The organism is Kluyvera sp. (assembly GCF_965301105.1).
In genome coordinates this window covers 20,654-35,929 of record NZ_CBDKZX010000024.1, presented here as the reverse complement: position 1 = coordinate 35,929, position 15,276 = coordinate 20,654, and the positions used below count along the sequence as shown (strand labels likewise).

14 protein-coding genes are annotated in these 15,276 nt (G+C 57.5%); 8 read left to right on the top strand and 6 right to left on the bottom strand.

Annotated features, from left to right (window positions below; translation table 11 throughout):
• Positions 1-23 precede the first annotated feature (23 nt).
• The 3 genes from fhuC to fhuB are packed head-to-tail and all read left to right on the top strand — an operon-like array spanning position 24 to position 3,690.
• Positions 24-821, top strand: a complete 798-nt coding sequence (gene fhuC, locus ACW14G_RS11090; protein ID WP_249022301.1) for a Fe3+-hydroxamate ABC transporter ATP-binding protein FhuC — start codon at positions 24-26, stop codon at positions 819-821.
• A complete protein-coding gene (fhuD, locus tag ACW14G_RS11085; protein WP_249022300.1) occupies positions 821-1,711 on the top strand; it encodes a Fe(3+)-hydroxamate ABC transporter substrate-binding protein FhuD in 891 nt (296 codons plus the stop codon). The genes fhuC and fhuD overlap by 1 nt, the downstream gene beginning before the upstream one ends.
• A complete protein-coding gene (fhuB, locus tag ACW14G_RS11080) occupies positions 1,708-3,690 on the top strand; it encodes a Fe(3+)-hydroxamate ABC transporter permease FhuB (protein WP_249022299.1) in 1,983 nt (660 codons plus the stop codon). Before fhuD ends, fhuB begins: the two co-directional genes overlap by 4 nt.
• Before the next feature lie 157 nt (positions 3,691-3,847).
• On the opposite strand, the gene hemL is transcribed toward fhuB, so the two are convergent.
• Positions 3,848-5,128, bottom strand: coding sequence for a glutamate-1-semialdehyde 2,1-aminomutase (gene hemL, locus ACW14G_RS11075; RefSeq protein ID WP_249022298.1), 1,281 nt, complete (start codon positions 5,126-5,128; stop codon positions 3,848-3,850).
• A 181-nt stretch (positions 5,129-5,309) separates the two neighbouring features.
• On the opposite strand from hemL, the gene clcA reads away from it, so the two are divergent.
• Positions 5,310-6,728, top strand: coding sequence for a H(+)/Cl(-) exchange transporter ClcA (clcA, locus tag ACW14G_RS11070; protein WP_249022297.1), 1,419 nt, complete (start codon positions 5,310-5,312; stop codon positions 6,726-6,728).
• An 82-nt stretch (positions 6,729-6,810) separates the two neighbouring features.
• A complete protein-coding gene (gene erpA, locus ACW14G_RS11065) occupies positions 6,811-7,155 on the top strand; it encodes an iron-sulfur cluster insertion protein ErpA (protein WP_106925544.1) in 345 nt (114 codons plus the stop codon).
• A 57-nt stretch (positions 7,156-7,212) separates the two neighbouring features.
• Here erpA and ACW14G_RS11060 read toward each other — a convergent pair whose 3' ends face one another.
• From ACW14G_RS11060 to mtnN, 3 genes are read right to left on the bottom strand one after another with little or no spacing between them, the layout of a single operon-like run.
• Entirely contained in the window at positions 7,213-7,836 is a 624-nt protein-coding gene (locus ACW14G_RS11060; protein WP_064547555.1) for a TRIC cation channel family protein, read from the bottom strand.
• A 14-nt stretch (positions 7,837-7,850) separates the two neighbouring features.
• A complete protein-coding gene (gene btuF, locus ACW14G_RS11055; RefSeq protein ID WP_249022296.1) occupies positions 7,851-8,651 on the bottom strand; it encodes a vitamin B12 ABC transporter substrate-binding protein BtuF in 801 nt (266 codons plus the stop codon).
• A complete protein-coding gene (mtnN, locus tag ACW14G_RS11050; RefSeq protein WP_065356557.1) occupies positions 8,644-9,342 on the bottom strand; it encodes a 5'-methylthioadenosine/S-adenosylhomocysteine nucleosidase in 699 nt (232 codons plus the stop codon). The genes btuF and mtnN overlap by 8 nt, the downstream gene beginning before the upstream one ends.
• An 83-nt stretch (positions 9,343-9,425) precedes the next feature.
• Between mtnN and dgt the strand changes: the two genes are divergently transcribed.
• The 3 genes from dgt to cdaR all read left to right on the top strand — a co-directional run bounded on the left by dgt (position 9,426) and on the right by cdaR (position 13,838).
• On the top strand, positions 9,426-10,940 hold the full coding sequence (gene dgt / locus ACW14G_RS11045) for a dGTPase (protein ID WP_163447260.1): 1,515 nt from the start codon (positions 9,426-9,428) through the stop codon (positions 10,938-10,940).
• A gap of 135 nt (positions 10,941-11,075) precedes the next feature.
• Complete coding sequence (gene degP / locus ACW14G_RS11040) at positions 11,076-12,521, top strand: serine endoprotease DegP (protein WP_455648593.1); 1,446 nt, start codon at positions 11,076-11,078, stop codon at positions 12,519-12,521.
• A 159-nt stretch (positions 12,522-12,680) separates the two neighbouring features.
• Positions 12,681-13,838 carry a DNA-binding transcriptional regulator CdaR gene (gene cdaR / locus ACW14G_RS11035; protein ID WP_163447264.1) on the top strand — a complete coding sequence of 386 codons (1,158 nt, stop codon included), beginning with the start codon at positions 12,681-12,683 and terminating at the stop codon, positions 13,836-13,838.
• Positions 13,839-13,948: 110 nt separating this feature from the next.
• Here cdaR and ACW14G_RS11030 read toward each other — a convergent pair whose 3' ends face one another.
• Complete coding sequence (locus ACW14G_RS11030; RefSeq protein ID WP_065356560.1) at positions 13,949-14,329, bottom strand: DUF3461 family protein; 381 nt, start codon at positions 14,327-14,329, stop codon at positions 13,949-13,951.
• Positions 14,330-14,437: 108 nt separating this feature from the next.
• On the bottom strand, positions 14,438-15,262 hold the full coding sequence (gene dapD / locus ACW14G_RS11025; RefSeq protein ID WP_052285401.1) for a 2,3,4,5-tetrahydropyridine-2,6-dicarboxylate N-succinyltransferase: 825 nt from the start codon (positions 15,260-15,262) through the stop codon (positions 14,438-14,440).
• Positions 15,263-15,276: the final 14 nt, after the last annotated feature.

Genomic DNA, 15,276 nt, shown 5'->3' with positions numbered 1-15,276 from the left:
CGCCCTTTAACATGTTGACGGTTATGCAGGACAACAAAACTCATTCAGATACGACCTTTTCTCTCGAACAGGTCGTTTTTCGCGTTCCGGGCCGTACGCTGCTTCATCCTCTCTCTTTAACCTTTCCTGCGGGCAAAGTGACCGGGCTCATCGGCCACAACGGCTCGGGCAAATCGACCCTGTTGAAAATGTTGGGCCGCCATCAGCCGCCGTCGGAAGGGGAGATCCTGCTTGACGGTCAGCCGCTCGACAGCTGGAACAGCAAAGCGTTTGCCCGCAAGGTGGCCTATTTGCCGCAGCAACTGCCGCCCGCTGAAGGGATGACGGTGCGTGAACTGGTGGCGATTGGCCGCTACCCATGGCACGGTGCGCTAGGGCGTTTTGGTGTTGCCGACCGTGAAAAGGTGGACGAGGCGATTGCGCTGGTGGGGCTGAAGCCGCTGGCCCAGCGCCTGGTTGACAGCCTGTCCGGCGGTGAGCGTCAGCGTGCATGGATCGCCATGCTGGTGGCGCAGGATAGCCGTTGCTTGCTGCTTGATGAACCGACGTCCGCGCTGGATATTGCTCATCAGGTCGATGTGCTGGCATTGGTACATCGCCTCAGCCAGCAGCGCGGCCTGACCGTGGTAGCGGTGCTGCACGATATCAATATGGCGGCGCGTTACTGCGACTATCTGGTGGCCCTGCGCGGCGGCGAAATGATTGCCCAGGGGACGCCGGATGAACTGATGCGCAGCGACACGCTGGAACGTATTTATGGTATCCCGATGGGGATCCTGCCACACCCGGCCGGTGCTGCACCGGTAAGTTTTGTCTATTGATGGCTGACGTAAACCTGATTAGCCGCCGTCGGTTACTGACGGCGATGGCGCTGTCGCCGCTGTTGTGGCGGATGCAAACGGCGCAGGCCGCGCCGATGAACAACGAGCGCATTGTGGCGCTCGAATGGTTACCCGTTGAGCTGATGCTGGCGCTGGGCGTCACGCCATACGGCGTCGCGGATATTCCCAACTACCGTATGTGGGTCAACGAACCGGTGCTGCCGGATTCGGTGATTGACGTTGGCTTGCGCACGGAGCCCAATCTGGAGCTACTGACGCAAATGAAGCCGTCGATGCTGGTATGGTCGGCAGGCTATGGCCCTTCGCCGGAGGTGCTGGCGCGCATCGCGCCGGGGCACGGCTTCGCGTTCAGCGACGGGAAACAGCCGCTGGCGCAGGCGCGACGCTCGCTGATGGAAATGGCGGACCTGCTGGGTAAACAAGCGGCCGCACATCGCCATCTGGCGGAATTCGATGCCTTTATCGATGGACTGAAGCCGCGTTTCCGTCAGCGTGGGGAGCGCCCCCTGCTGATGATGTCACTGCTCGATTCGCGTCATGTGCTGGTGTTCGGCCCGAACTGCCTGTTCCAGGAAGTTCTCGACCGTCTGGGGGTTAAAAACGCCTGGCAGGGTGAAACCAACTTCTGGGGCAGCACGGTCGTGGGGATTGACCGGCTGGCGGCCTATAAAGACGTCGATGTGATTTGTTTCGACCACGGTAACGCTGCGGAAATGCGCAGCTTGTCGGCCACGCCGTTATGGCAGGCAATGCCATTCGTACGCGCTGGCCGCATGCAGGTCGTACCGGCGGTCTGGTTCTATGGCGCCACGCTATCGGCGATGCATTTTGCCCGCATCCTGGATAATTCGTTGGGAGGCAATGCGTGAAAACGACCTTCTCTCCCTTTGCTGCACTGCTGCTGGGTCTGTTGTTTATTGCTGCGTTGGCGCTGACCTGGTTTAACTTCAGCACCGCGCTGCCGGGTTCGCTCTGGTTGCAGGCGATGCGTCAGCCGAATATCGACGCCATTGACCAGATGATTTTCCACTACAGCCTGCTGCCGCGCTTGGCGATTGCGCTGCTGGTTGGAGCTGGGCTGGGGCTGGTCGGCGTGCTGTTCCAGCAGGTTTTGCGTAACCCACTGGCAGAACCGACGACGCTTGGCGTGGCCACTGGTGCGCAGCTCGGTATGACCATCACCACTCTGTGGGCGATACCGGGGGTGCTGGCGGCGCAATTTGCCGCGCTAGCGGGGGCCTGCATCGTCGGGGCGCTGGTGTTTGGCGTCGCGTGGGGTAAACGGCTTTCGCCGGTCACGCTGATTCTCGCCGGTCTGGTGGTGAGCCTCTACTGTGGTGCCATCAACCAACTGATGGTGATTTTCCACCATGACCAGCTGCAAAGCATGTTCCTGTGGAGCACCGGCACGCTGACGCAGACCGACTGGAGCGTGGTGCAGCGTCTGTGGCCGCAACTGCTGGGCGGCGTGATGTTGACGTTGCTGCTGCTGCGTCCGTTGACGCTGATGGGGCTGGATGACGGCGTGGCCCGTAACCTCGGGCTGGCGTTATCGCTGGCTCGTCTGGGGGCGCTAACGCTGGCGATCGTCATCAGCGCCTTGCTGGTTAACGCGGTGGGGATTATTGGTTTTATCGGCCTGTTTGCGCCGCTGCTGGCGAAAATGCTGGGGGCGCGGCGTTTGCTCTCCCGACTGCTGCTGGCGCCGTTGATTGGCGCGTTGATCCTGTGGCTCTCCGATCAACTGATTCTGTGGCTGTCGCGAGTCTGGATGGAGGTCTCTACCGGCTCCGTCACCGCGCTGATTGGCGCGCCGTTGCTGCTGTGGCTGCTACCGCGTTTGCGCAGCATGAGCGCGCCCGCAATGAACGCCAGCGACAGCGTTGCCCGCGAACGGCAGAACGTTGCGTGGTTTGCGCTGGGCGGGTTAGCCATCCTGTTGATTGCCGTATTTGCGGCGTTGTCGCTGGGGCGTGACGCTTACGGCTGGCACTGGGCCAGCGGTTCGCTGCTGGATCAACTGCTCCAGTGGCGCTGGCCGCGTATCGCCTCCGCGCTGATCGCCGGGATGATGCTGGCGGTCGCGGGCTGCATTATTCAGCGTCTGACCGGCAACCCGATGGCCAGCCCGGAAGTGCTGGGAATTAGTTCCGGTGCGGCGTTCGGCGTGGTGCTGATGCTGTTTATCGTGCCGGGCAACGCCTTTGGCTGGCTGCTGCCTGCCGGGAGCGTCGGCGCAGCGGCCACGCTGCTGATTATCCTGATTGCAGCCGGGCGCGGCGGCTTCTCGCCGCACCGCATGCTGCTGGCGGGGATGGCGTTGAGCACCGCATTCACCATGTTGCTGATGATGCTACAGGCCAGCGGCGACCCGCGTATGGCGCAGATTTTGACGTGGATTTCCGGCTCGACCTACAACGCTACCGGCAAGCAGGTGATGCAGTCGGCGGCCGCGATGGTGATTTTACTGCTGCTGGTGCCGCTGTGCCGTCGCTGGCTCACCATTCTGCCGCTGGGCGGTGAAACGGCGCGGTCGATCGGCATGGCGCTGGCGCCGACCCGCATTGCGCTGCTGCTGTTGGCGGCGAGCCTGACGGCGGCGGCGACGCTAACCATCGGGCCGTTGAGCTTTGTCGGTTTGATGGCGCCGCATATCGCACGGATGATGGGCTTCCGACGGACGATGCCGCATATGGTGATTTCCGCCTTGATTGGTGGCCTGCTGCTGGTGTTTGCGGATTGGTGCGGACGAATGCTGATGTTTCCGTATCAGGTGCCCGCGGGGCTGCTGTCGACCTTTATCGGCGCGCCGTACTTTATCTATTTGCTGAGGAAGCAGAGCCGCTAGATGAAAGGGTGAGGGAACGTCCCCCCTCACTCCGACCCTCTCCCCAAAGGGGCGAGGGGGAAAAGCGAGCTGGTGCCGTAGGTGAAGGCTGTTCCGAACGGTTCCCTCTCCCCGATGGGGAGAGGGCTAGGGTGAGGGGGAACTGCGCGTATATCCCTTACAGCTGGGCAAACACTCGACGCGCCGCGTCGATGGTGTTATCAATATCTTCTTCGCTGTGGGCAACCGACATAAAGCCCGCCTCAAAGGCCGACGGCGCCAGATATACCCCTTCTTCCAGCATCAGATGGAAGAAGCGCTTGAAGCGCTCCACGTCGCACTTCAGCACATCCTGATAGCAGGTGACTTCTTTGGCATCGGTGAAGAAAATACCGAACATGCCGCCCACGTTGTTGACGACCAGCGGGATACCCGTGTCTTGTGCGGCATCCAGCAAGCCTTGCGCCAGCTGGTTGGTCAGCTCGGTCAGCGTCTCGTGGACGCCCGGCTGCGCCACTTCGGTCAGGCAAGCGTAACCCGCTGCCATCGCAATCGGGTTACCGGAGAGCGTACCCGCCTGGTAAACCGGGCCGGTTGGCGCCAGCGCGTCCATCACGTCACGACGGCCGCCGAACGCCCCTACCGGCATCCCACCGCCGATGATTTTGCCCAGACAGGTCAGGTCCGGCACCACGTCGTAGTAGGACTGTGCGCCCGCCAGCGCCACGCGGAAGCCAGTCATTACTTCATCGATAATCAGCAGCGCGCCAAACTCATCACACAGGGCGCGCAGGCCCGGCAGGAACTCTGGCTGTGGCGGAATGCAGTTCATGTTGCCGGCGACCGGTTCAACGATAATGCAGGCGATCTCCTGCGGATACTGCTCGAACGCCGCGCGCACGGACGCCAGATCGTTATAGGTGCAGGTGAGGGTATGTTTGGCGAAGTCTGCCGGGACACCCGGTGAATTTGGCTGGCCGAGGGTCAGCGCGCCGGACCCGGCTTTCACCAGCAGGCAGTCGGCATGGCCATGGTAGCAGCCTTCAAACTTGATGATTTTGTCGCGGCCCGTGAAGCCGCGGGCCAGGCGAATGGCGCTCATGGTGGCTTCGGTACCGGAGTTGACCATACGAACCATATCCATGGTAGGCACCAGTTCGGTCACCAGCTTCGCCATAGTCACTTCCATTTCGGTCGGCGCGCCGAAGCTCAGGCCGCGCTCGGCCGCTTCAATGACCGCGTTACGGATAGCCGGATGGTTATGTCCCAGCACCATTGGCCCCCAGGAGCCGACGTAATCGATATAGGCTTTACCGTCGACGTCGTACAGGTATGCGCCATCTGCGCGTTCAATAAACAGCGGCGTGCCGCCAACGCCGGTGAAGGCGCGTACCGGCGAGTTAACGCCGCCGGGGATAAGTTCACGCGCTGCGCTATAGAGGTTTTCAGATTTGCTCATTGCCAGGATCCTGGTTCGTGAAAAATGTTTTGTCCGCTATTCTAAATTATTCCGTAGAGGTTATGAAATTTTTGCCTGATTGCAACAAAGCCCTCCTGAAGCAATTTTTTCGCGACGTAGCGCACAGGTGTGGGTAAAATGCTCCCCCTTCCTATTTGTATTACCAATTAGTGATGACGGTATGAAAGCTGAAATACCCCCTTTAGAGGCACAACGGATTGTCCGTTTACGCCGCCGTGACGTGGTGCGTAAATTGTTGAATCGCGATAAAACGCCGCTGATGGTGCTCCTGATGGCCGCCGTGGTTGGCGCGCTGGTGGGTTTAGTCGGCGTGGCGTTTGAGCATGCGGTGAACTGGGTGATGAACGCGCGTATTGGCACGTTGGCTCAGGTTGCGGACCATTGGTTTATCGTCTGGCCGCTGGCCTTTATTCTGTCGGCGCTGCTGGCGATGGTAGGTTACTGGCTGGTGCGTCGTTTTGCGCAGGAGGCCGGTGGCTCGGGGATCCCGGAAATTGAAGGCGCACTGGAAGAGTTACGTCCAGTGCGCTGGTGGCGCGTGTTGCCGGTGAAATTTATCGGCGGCATGGGCACGCTCGGTGCCGGTATGGTGCTGGGACGCGAAGGGCCGACGGTGCAGATCGGCGGCAACGTGGGGCGCATGGTGAGTGATATCTTCCGCCAGCGCGGCGAAGAAGCGCGCCACACCCTGCTGGCAACGGGCGCGGCGGCGGGCTTGTCGGCGGCCTTTAACGCGCCGCTGGCGGGCATACTGTTCATTATTGAAGAGATGCGACCGCAGTTCCGCTACAGCCTGATTTCAATTAAAGCGGTGTTTACCGGCGTTATCATGTCGAGCATTGTGTTCCGCATCTTCAACGGCGAAACGCCGGTGATTGAGGTCGGTAAACTGAGCAACGCGCCGGTCAATACGCTGTGGCTGTATATGGTGCTGGGCATTGTGTTCGGCTGCTTTGGGCCGCTGTTCAACACGATGGTGCTGAAGACCCAGGATATGTTTTTCCGCATCCACGGTGGCAATATTAAAAAATGGGTACTGATTGGCGGTCTGATCGGCGGTTGCTGCGGCGTACTGGGGCTGATTCAACCGGCGGCATCGGGCGGCGGCTTTACCCTGATCCCGATTGCGGCGGCGGGTAACTACACCATCGGCGCGCTGCTGTGTTTGTTCATTGTTCGCGTCGTGACCACGCTGCTGTGCTTCTCCTCCGGCGCGCCAGGCGGGATTTTCGCACCGATGCTGGCGTTGGGCACGTTGCTGGGGACCGCGTTTGGCACGGCGGCGGCGAGTCTGTTTCCGGCTTATCATCTGGACGCTGGCACTTTCGCCATCGCCGGAATGGGCGCGCTGCTGGCGGCTTCCGTTCGCGCCCCGTTGACCGGTATCGTGCTGGTACTGGAGATGACCGATAACTATCAGCTCATTTTGCCAATGATTATCACCGGGCTCGGTGCCACGCTATTAGCGCAGTTCCTCGGCGGACAACCGCTTTATGCCACTATCCTGGCGCGTACGCTGGCCAAGCAGGAAGCCGAGCAAGAGGCAAAAGCCCGGCAGGTTGCCGGGGAGAATACTTGAACGATTTACCAGGGTATTAGATAATGACCCAAAGAGTCGGGTTACTATTTGCCCAGACTAGCTGTAGTAATGGGAGCATAAAATGAGTGATGACGTAGCGCTGCCGCTGGAGTTTACCGACGCCGCAGCCAAAAAAGTAAAAGTCCTGATTGCGGATGAAGAGAATCCAAACCTGAAGCTGCGTGTGTACATCACGGGCGGCGGCTGCAGCGGCTTCCAGTACGGTTTTACCTTTGACGATCAGATCAACGAAGGCGATATGACCATCGAAAAACAGGGCGTTGGCCTGGTGGTTGATCCAATGAGCTTGCAGTATCTGGTAGGCGGTTCCGTTGACTATACCGAAGGTCTGGAAGGTTCACGTTTTATCGTGACCAACCCGAACGCGACCAGCACCTGCGGCTGCGGTTCTTCCTTCAGCATTTGATGATCAAATGTCTAAAATTGCCCGCTTAGCCGCGGGCAATTTTGTTTGCAAGCAGGGTTAGCGCCCGTTGTCGTCCAGCGCAAAGGTCGGCAGCTTCAGATGCCAGCGAATGGCGGCCAGACGAATGGCCAGCGTCACCACCATCCCCATCATACTGGCGTTTTCCAGCGGCACTTTGAAGGTGTAATAGGCTGTCGCGTGGACGATCCCGCCAATAATACAGGCGGTAGCGTAGATTTCGGTGCGCAGAATCATCGGCACTTCGCGCGCCAGCACGTCACGGATAATCCCGCCGCCGACGCCGGTCACCACCCCCATACAGACCGCGACCAGCGGCCCGGAGTGCGCAATAAACGCTTTATTGACGCCGATGCCGACGAACACCGCCAGCCCGACTGCGTCGAGTACCGGCAGCACCCACTTCGGCAGGCGACGCGGTTGGCGCACCAGCACGATGGTCAGCATACAGGTCACCATTGCCACGACCAGGTCGGTCGGGTCTTTTACCCAGAATACCGGGCCGTTGGCAAGCGCCATATCGCGAATCGTTCCGCCACCGACGGCGGTAACGACGCCCAGAACCAGCACGCCGAACGGATCCATGCGCAGTTTCCCCGCCAGAAGCACGCCGGAGACGGCGAAAACAATGGTGCCAACAATATCAAGCCAGTAGACAAGCATGACCAATTACCCAATTAATGAACCTGCGACAGCGCAGTACAGAGTTGTTTTGCGGCGAGGATAATACGTGGGCTTGCCCGTTCAAACCAGTCACTATTAAGGGGAATAACCGGGATTGTGAGCTGACTGGCCCAGTAGCGCTGAATTTTCGGAATCTGACTTTCGTCACCGGCGGCGACAATGGCCTGCGGCTGACGCGTCAGTACCTGCTCACGGCTCACCTGCGGCCAGGCGACGCGGCTGTCGGCAAAGATGTTCTGACCGCCGCAAATCTCCAGCACCTGGTTCTGAATCGCGCTTTTGTTACTGGTGAAGATAGGGTTGAAACCGAACTGCATAAACACGCGCTTTTTCGGCGCGTCGGCGTATTGCGCCTTCAGTTGAGCGTAGTCGCGCATCAGCGCGGCGGCGGCCTGCTCGGCTTTTTCCGGCTGCGGGCTCCACTTTGCCAGCTTACGCAGCGCGGCGGCGATGTCTTCAATACTGTGTGAGTCAATCCACAGAACGGTAATGCCGAGCGACTGCAACTGATTGACCGGGCGCTCGGCGTTGCCTTCCTTCCACGCCAGCACGACGTCCGGATGCAGCGCCACGATGCGCTCCAGGTTGATGCCTTGCCAGGAGGCGACCTGTTCGATCGTTTTGGCCGCGGCGGGGTAGTCAGACCACGCGCTGACGCCAACGGGGGTGATCCCGGCGGCAAAGGCCAGTTCGGTATTGGCAGGGGAGAGGGAGATAACCCGCGGCGCGGCATAGAGCCACGCCGGGGCGCTAAACAGCAGGGCCAGCAGCCCTGTCATCAAGCGCTTAGCCATGTGCGAGTTTCTGCACCAGCGTTTCAACCATCAGCGTCGATTGCTTCGCGGCAACCGCCAGGAATTCGTCAAAGCTCAGGTGGGACTCTTTGTCGGCAACGTCGGAGATGGCGCGCACCACCACGAACGGCACGGCAAAGCTGTGGCAAACGTGGGCAATGGCGGTAGCTTCCATCTCAACGGCAATGGCCTGCGGGAAGTTGCGACGAATTTTCGCCAGCCCTTCGGCGCCGTTAATGAAAGCGTCGCCGCTGACGATCAGGCCGCGTACCGCATTCAGATCCAGCGCCTTGATGCAGGTTTCGGCGGCGGCAATCAGTTTATCGTCGGCTTTGAACGCCGCCGGGCAGCCGGCCATCTGGCCGATTTCGTAGCCGAATGCGGTAACGTCGGCATCGTGATAGCGCGCTTCATCGGAGACCACGATATCACCCACTTTCAGCGTCGGCGCCAGACCGCCCGCGGAACCGGTGTTGATGATAACGTCCGGCTGGCAGCGCTCCAGCAGCAGGGCAGCGCCCATCGCGGCCGCGACTTTACCAATGCCGGACTTCAGCAGAGCAACGTCCACGCCGTTCAACTGCCCGGTGTAGATTTCACTGCCGCCGAGGGTGATAGTCTGACGATTTTCGATTTTGTCACGCAGCAGCGTAACTTCTTCTTCCATTGCGCCAATAATGCCGATTTTCATAGATTTACTCGCGATGTGCCATGTTTAAAGGCATAGTCTATCATGCGGTTCAGGGGAAGCGCATTTCTCGCGACGGAGAGGCTATGGCTAAGATTGATTTTCGTAACAAAATTAACTGGCGTCGGCGCTATCGTTCACCGCAGGGCGTCAGCTCGGAGCATGAGATCCTGCGCATTTTTGAAAGTGACCGTGGGCGCATCATCAACTCGCCGGCGATTCGCCGTTTGCAGCAGAAAACCCAGGTCTTCCCGCTGGAGCGTAATGCCGCCGTTCGCACGCGCCTCACTCACTCGATGGAGGTCCAGCAGGTAGGGCGCTATATCGCCAAAGAGATTTTAAGCCGCCTGAAAGAGAAAAAGCTGCTGGTGGCCTACGGTCTGGACGAGTTGACCGGGCCGTTTGAAAGCATCGTTGAGATGGCTTGCCTGATGCATGATATCGGCAATCCGCCGTTTGGCCATTTTGGCGAAGCGGCAATCAACGACTGGTTCAGCCAGCGTCTGGCGCCGAAAGATGCGCTGCGCCAGCCGCTGAGCCATGACCGCTGTGAAGTCGTGAGCCTCCAGCTGCGCGAAGGTGAAGAGACGCTGAATGAGTTGCGCCGTAAGGTGCGTCAGGATCTGTGTCACTTTGAAGGCAACGCGCAGGGGGTTCGACTGGTGCATACGCTAATGCGTATGAACCTGACCTGGGCGCAGGTGGGCTGCATCCTGAAATATACGCGTCCGGCCTGGTGGGTGGGCGAGACGCCGGTGACCCACAGCTATTTAATGAAAAAACCGGGCTACTACCTGGCCGAAGAAGGTTATATTTCGCGCTTACGTAAAGAACTGGATTTAGCGCCTTACAATCGTTTTCCATTAACCTGGATTATGGAAGCGGCCGATGATATTTCTTATTGCGTGGCGGACCTTGAGGATGCCGTTGAAAAACGTATCTTCAGTGTTGAACAGCTGTATCAGCATTTATACGATTCCTGGCCGGAGCATACAAAAGGCTCACTGTTCGCACAGGTGGTAGAAAATGCCTGGGATAAATCTCGCGCTAATTCATTAAGCCGCAGTACTGAAGACCAGTTCTTTATGTATTTACGGGTGAACACATTAAATAAACTGGTGCCCTATGCGGCGCAGAGGTTTATTGAAAATCTGCCGCAGATTTATGCTGGCGACTTTAATCACGCACTGCTGGAAGATGAAAGTAGTTATAGTCAGTTGCTTAATCTTTATAAAAATGTGGCTATAAAACATGTGTTTAGTCATCATGAGGTTGAGCAGCTGGAATTGCAGGGCTACCGGGTTATTGGTGGATTGCTGGATATCTACGCGCCGTTGCTTAAATTATCCTTAAGCGATTTCAGTGAACTGGTGGAACACGAGCGGGTGCGTCGCTTACCCATTGAGTCGCGCCTTTTTTGCAAGCTCTCAACGCGACATCGTTTAGCTTATGTTGAGGCTGTGAATAAAATTTCACGCGATGCCCTTGAATTTCCGGTGATGGAATATTATTACCGTTGTCGTCTGCTTCAGGATTATATCAGCGGAATGACCGACCTCTACGCGTGGGATGAATATCGACGACTGATGGCAGTAGAATAATCAGAAGTTTTGTAAAGGCGCTCAATAAATTTTTACTTTTCCCACGTGCAGTTGAATGGAACTTAGTGTCATAAAGCGAATCTGATAGTCACGAACACAGCAATTTTGCGTAATCTGATATTGAGATTGAAACACATGAAAAAAACCACGTTAGCAATGAGTGCTCTGGCTCTTAGTTTAAGTCTGGTTCTGTCTCCGTTGTCCGCTAGCGCGGCCGAGACGGCATCTTCTACCGCATCCGCTGCCCAGCCTATGCCTAGCCTGGCACCGATGCTGGAAAAAGTGATGCCGTCTGTCGTCAGCATTAATGTTGAGGGCAGCACAACGGTAAACACGCCGCGTATGGGTCGTAACTTCCAGCAGTTCTTCGGCGACAACTCGCCGTTCTGTCAGGACGGTTCACCGTTCCAGAGCTCACCTTTCTGCCAGGGCGCTGGCCCGAACGGCGGTAACGGTGGCGCCCAGCCGCAGCAGCAACAGAAATTTATGGCCCTCGGCTCCGGTGTGGTGATTGACGCCGCCAAAGGCTACGTCGTCACCAACAACCACGTGGTTGATAACGCCAACGTGATTAAAGTACAGCTGAGTGATGGACGTAAGTTTGACGCTAAAGTGGTCGGTAAAGACCCGCGCTCGGATATCGCGCTGATTCAGATTCAGGATCCGAAAAACCTGACGGCAATTAAGCTGGCGGATTCCGATGCCCTGCGCGTCGGCGACTACACCGTAGCGATTGGTAACCCGTTCGGTCTGGGCGAAACCGTCACTTCCGGTATCGTCTCCGCGTTGGGTCGTAGCGGCCTGAACGTCGAAAACTACGAAAACTTTATTCAGACCGATGCGGCGATCAACCGTGGTAACTCCGGCGGCGCGCTGGTGAACCTGAACGGCGAGCTGATTGGTATCAATACCGCGATCCTTGCGCCGGACGGTGGCAACATCGGTATCGGCTTCGCCATTCCAAGCAACATGGTGAAAAACCTGACCGATCAGATGGTGAAATTTGGCCAGGTAAAACGCGGTGAACTGGGCATTATGGGTACCGAGCTGAACTCTGAACTGGCGAAAGCAATGAAAGTTGACGCTCAGCGCGGCGCTTTCGTCAGCCAGGTTATGCCGAACTCCTCTGCGGCGAAAGCGGGCATCAAAGCCGGTGACGTGATTACCGCCCTGAACGGTAAGCCAATTAGCAGCTTCGCGGCGCTGCGCGCCCAGGTGGGCACCATGCCGGTGGGCAGCAAAATCACCCTCGGCCTGCTGCGCGATGGCAAACCGGTGACGGTGAACCTGGAACTGCAGCAAAGCAGCCAGACTCAGGTAGAGTCCAGCAGCATTTTCAACGGGATTGAAGGTGCGGAAATGAGCAACAAAGGCCAGGATAAAGGCGTGGTGGTTAATACGGTGAAAGCCGGGACCCCGGCCGCGCAGATTGGTCTGAAGAAAGGCGACATTATCGTGGGCGCGAACCAGCAGGTGGTGAAAAACATCGCCGAGCTGCGCAAAATCCTCGACAGCAAGCCGTCCGTTCTGGCGCTGAACATCCAGCGTGGTGATAGCTCTATCTACCTGCTGATGCAGTAATCATGACCTCAACCCTTTCCCCATCAGGGGAAAGGGTTTCTTCCTTTCGTAATGTGAAGCTCCCCACAACTCCATAGATCTCGGCTGTGCTTTGTGCATTTGCACAGTGCGCGGTTCCCCTGTCTTTCTTATCATGTAACCTGCTCACAGGAGGGGTTCATGGCTGGCTGGCATCTCGATACTAAAATGGCGCAGGATATTGTGGCGCGCACCATGCGCATCATCGATACCAATATTAACGTGATGGATGCCCGTGGACGCATTATCGGCAGCGGCGATCGCGAGCGTATTGGGGAATTGCACGAAGGTGCGCTGCTGGTGCTGTCACAGGGCAGGGTCGTAGACATCGATGATGCGGTGGCGCGTCATCTGCATGGCGTGCGTCAAGGGATCAACCTGCCGCTGCGTCTGGAGGGGGAAATCGTCGGCGTTATCGGCCTGACCGGCGAACCGGAGACGCTGCGTAAATATGGCGAGCTGGTGTGCATGACGGCGGAGATGATGCTCGAGCAGTCGCGGCTGATGCATCTGCTGGCGCAGGACAGCCGTCTGCGTGAAGAGCTGGTCATGAATCTGATTCAGGCCGAGGAGAATACCCCTGCGTTGACCGAATGGGCGCAGCGTTTGGGAATCGACCTTAACCAGCCGCGCGTGGCGGCGGTCGTTGAAGTCGACAGCGGGCAGCTTGGCGTCGACAGCGCCATGGCCGAGTTACAGCAGTTGCAAAACGCGCTGACCACGCCGGAGCGCAACAACCTGATTGCTATCGTCTCTTTGACTGAAATGGTGGTGCTGAAACCGGCACTCAATCAGTTTGGCCGCTGGGATGCTGAAGACCACCAGAAGCGCGTTGAGCAGTTGATTTCACGCATGAAAGAGAACGGCCATCTGCGTTTTCGCGTGGCGCTGGGCAACTATTTTACCGGGCCGGGCAGCATTGCCCGCTCGTACCGTACTGCCCGTACCACCATGATGGTGGGCAAACAGCGCATGCCCGAGAGCCGCAGCTATTTTTACCAGGATTTGATGCTGCCGGTGCTGCTCGACAGCCTGCGCGGGGGCTGGCAGGCTAACGAGCTTTCGCGCCCGTTGATGCGCCTGAAGGCAATGGATAACAACGGTCTGCTACGTCGTACCCTGACAGCATGGTTTCGCAACAATGTTCAGCCGCTGGCTACCTCAAAGGCACTGTTTATTCACCGCAATACGCTGGAGTATCGACTGAACCGTATCTCGGAGCTAACCGGGCTGGATTTGGGGAATTTTGACGACAGGCTGCTGCTGTATATTGCGCTGCAATTGGATGAGCAGCGATGATAAAACCGTAGAGTGTGCGGTCTGTGTAAGCCTGATAAGCGTAGCGCCATCAGGCAAAAGGCCGGGTGGCGGCTTCGCCTTACCCGGCCTACAAATACATCCACATGCTGCTATTTACGCGTCAACTTCTCAAGATCGGCTTCAATTTCACTGATCTTATTGGTCACGACGCTTTCCAGATGACGCAGATCGTCAAGGATCTTACGCTTCAGGTCGACTTCACTGCGATCGCGCTGGCAAATCTGGTCCAGCTCGTCAATCACGTAGCGCAGATTCGGGCTGATCTCCTGCACTTCTTTGAAACCCTGACCATCACCAGCGATGGTTTTACGCTGACGCGGATATTTGAACTTCACGCTCTTAGCGAAAAATTCACCCTTATCCTTCTGGAAATAGATTTTCAGGATATCGTTGTTGGCTTCCTGCCGGAGGCTGTAACGATCGATTTCATCGGGATTGGTAATCCCCAGGCTTTTCAAATTATCGTACATAGCGGTACCCCTGATCTAATTTAACTATTGAATAATTAACGAAAAAATCAAACTCCGCCAGCGTAAGAATAAAAAAAAGCGGGGTTGCCCCCGCTTTTTCGCATCTTATTAATCGATAGTACGCAGTAGTTCGTTGATACCGACTTTACCGCGGGTTTTCGCGTCAACCTTCTTCACGATGACGGCGCAGTACAGGCTGTACTTACCGTCTTTAGAAGGCAGGTTGCCGGAGACGACAACGGAGCCTGCCGGAACGCGGCCGTAGAACACTTCGCCGGTTTCGCGATCGTAGATTTTGGTGCTCTGACCGAGGTAGACGCCCATCGAGATCACGGAGCCTTCTTCTACGATCACACCTTCAACCACTTCAGAACGCGCGCCGATGAAGCAGTTGTCTTCGATGATGGTCGGGTTCGCCTGCAGCGGCTCCAGTACGCCACCGATGCCGACGCCGCCGGACAGGTGCACGTTTTTACCAATCTGCGCGCAGGAGCCTACGGTCGCCCAGGTATCCACCATGGAACCTTCGTCAACGTAAGCGCCGATGTTCACATAGGACGGCATCAGCACGGTGTTGCGGGCGATATAGGCACCCTGACGAACGGCAGCCGGCGGCACCACGCGGAAACCTTCTTTCTGGAAACGCGCTTCGTCGTAATCAGCGAATTTCATCGGTACTTTATCGAAGTAGCGGCTTTCCGCACCGTCGATAACCTGGTTATCGTTAATACGGAAAGAGAGCAGAACCGCTTTCTTCAGCCACTGGTGAGTGACCCACTGGCCGTCGATCTTTTCAGCGACACGCAGCGCGCCGGAATCCAGCAGGGAAATCACCTGGTTAACCGCTTCGCGGGTTACGGTATCCACATTTGCCGGCGTGATGTCGGCGCGACGCTCAAAAGCGGACTCAATAACGTTCTGTAATTGCTGCATTGTTTACTCTTTCC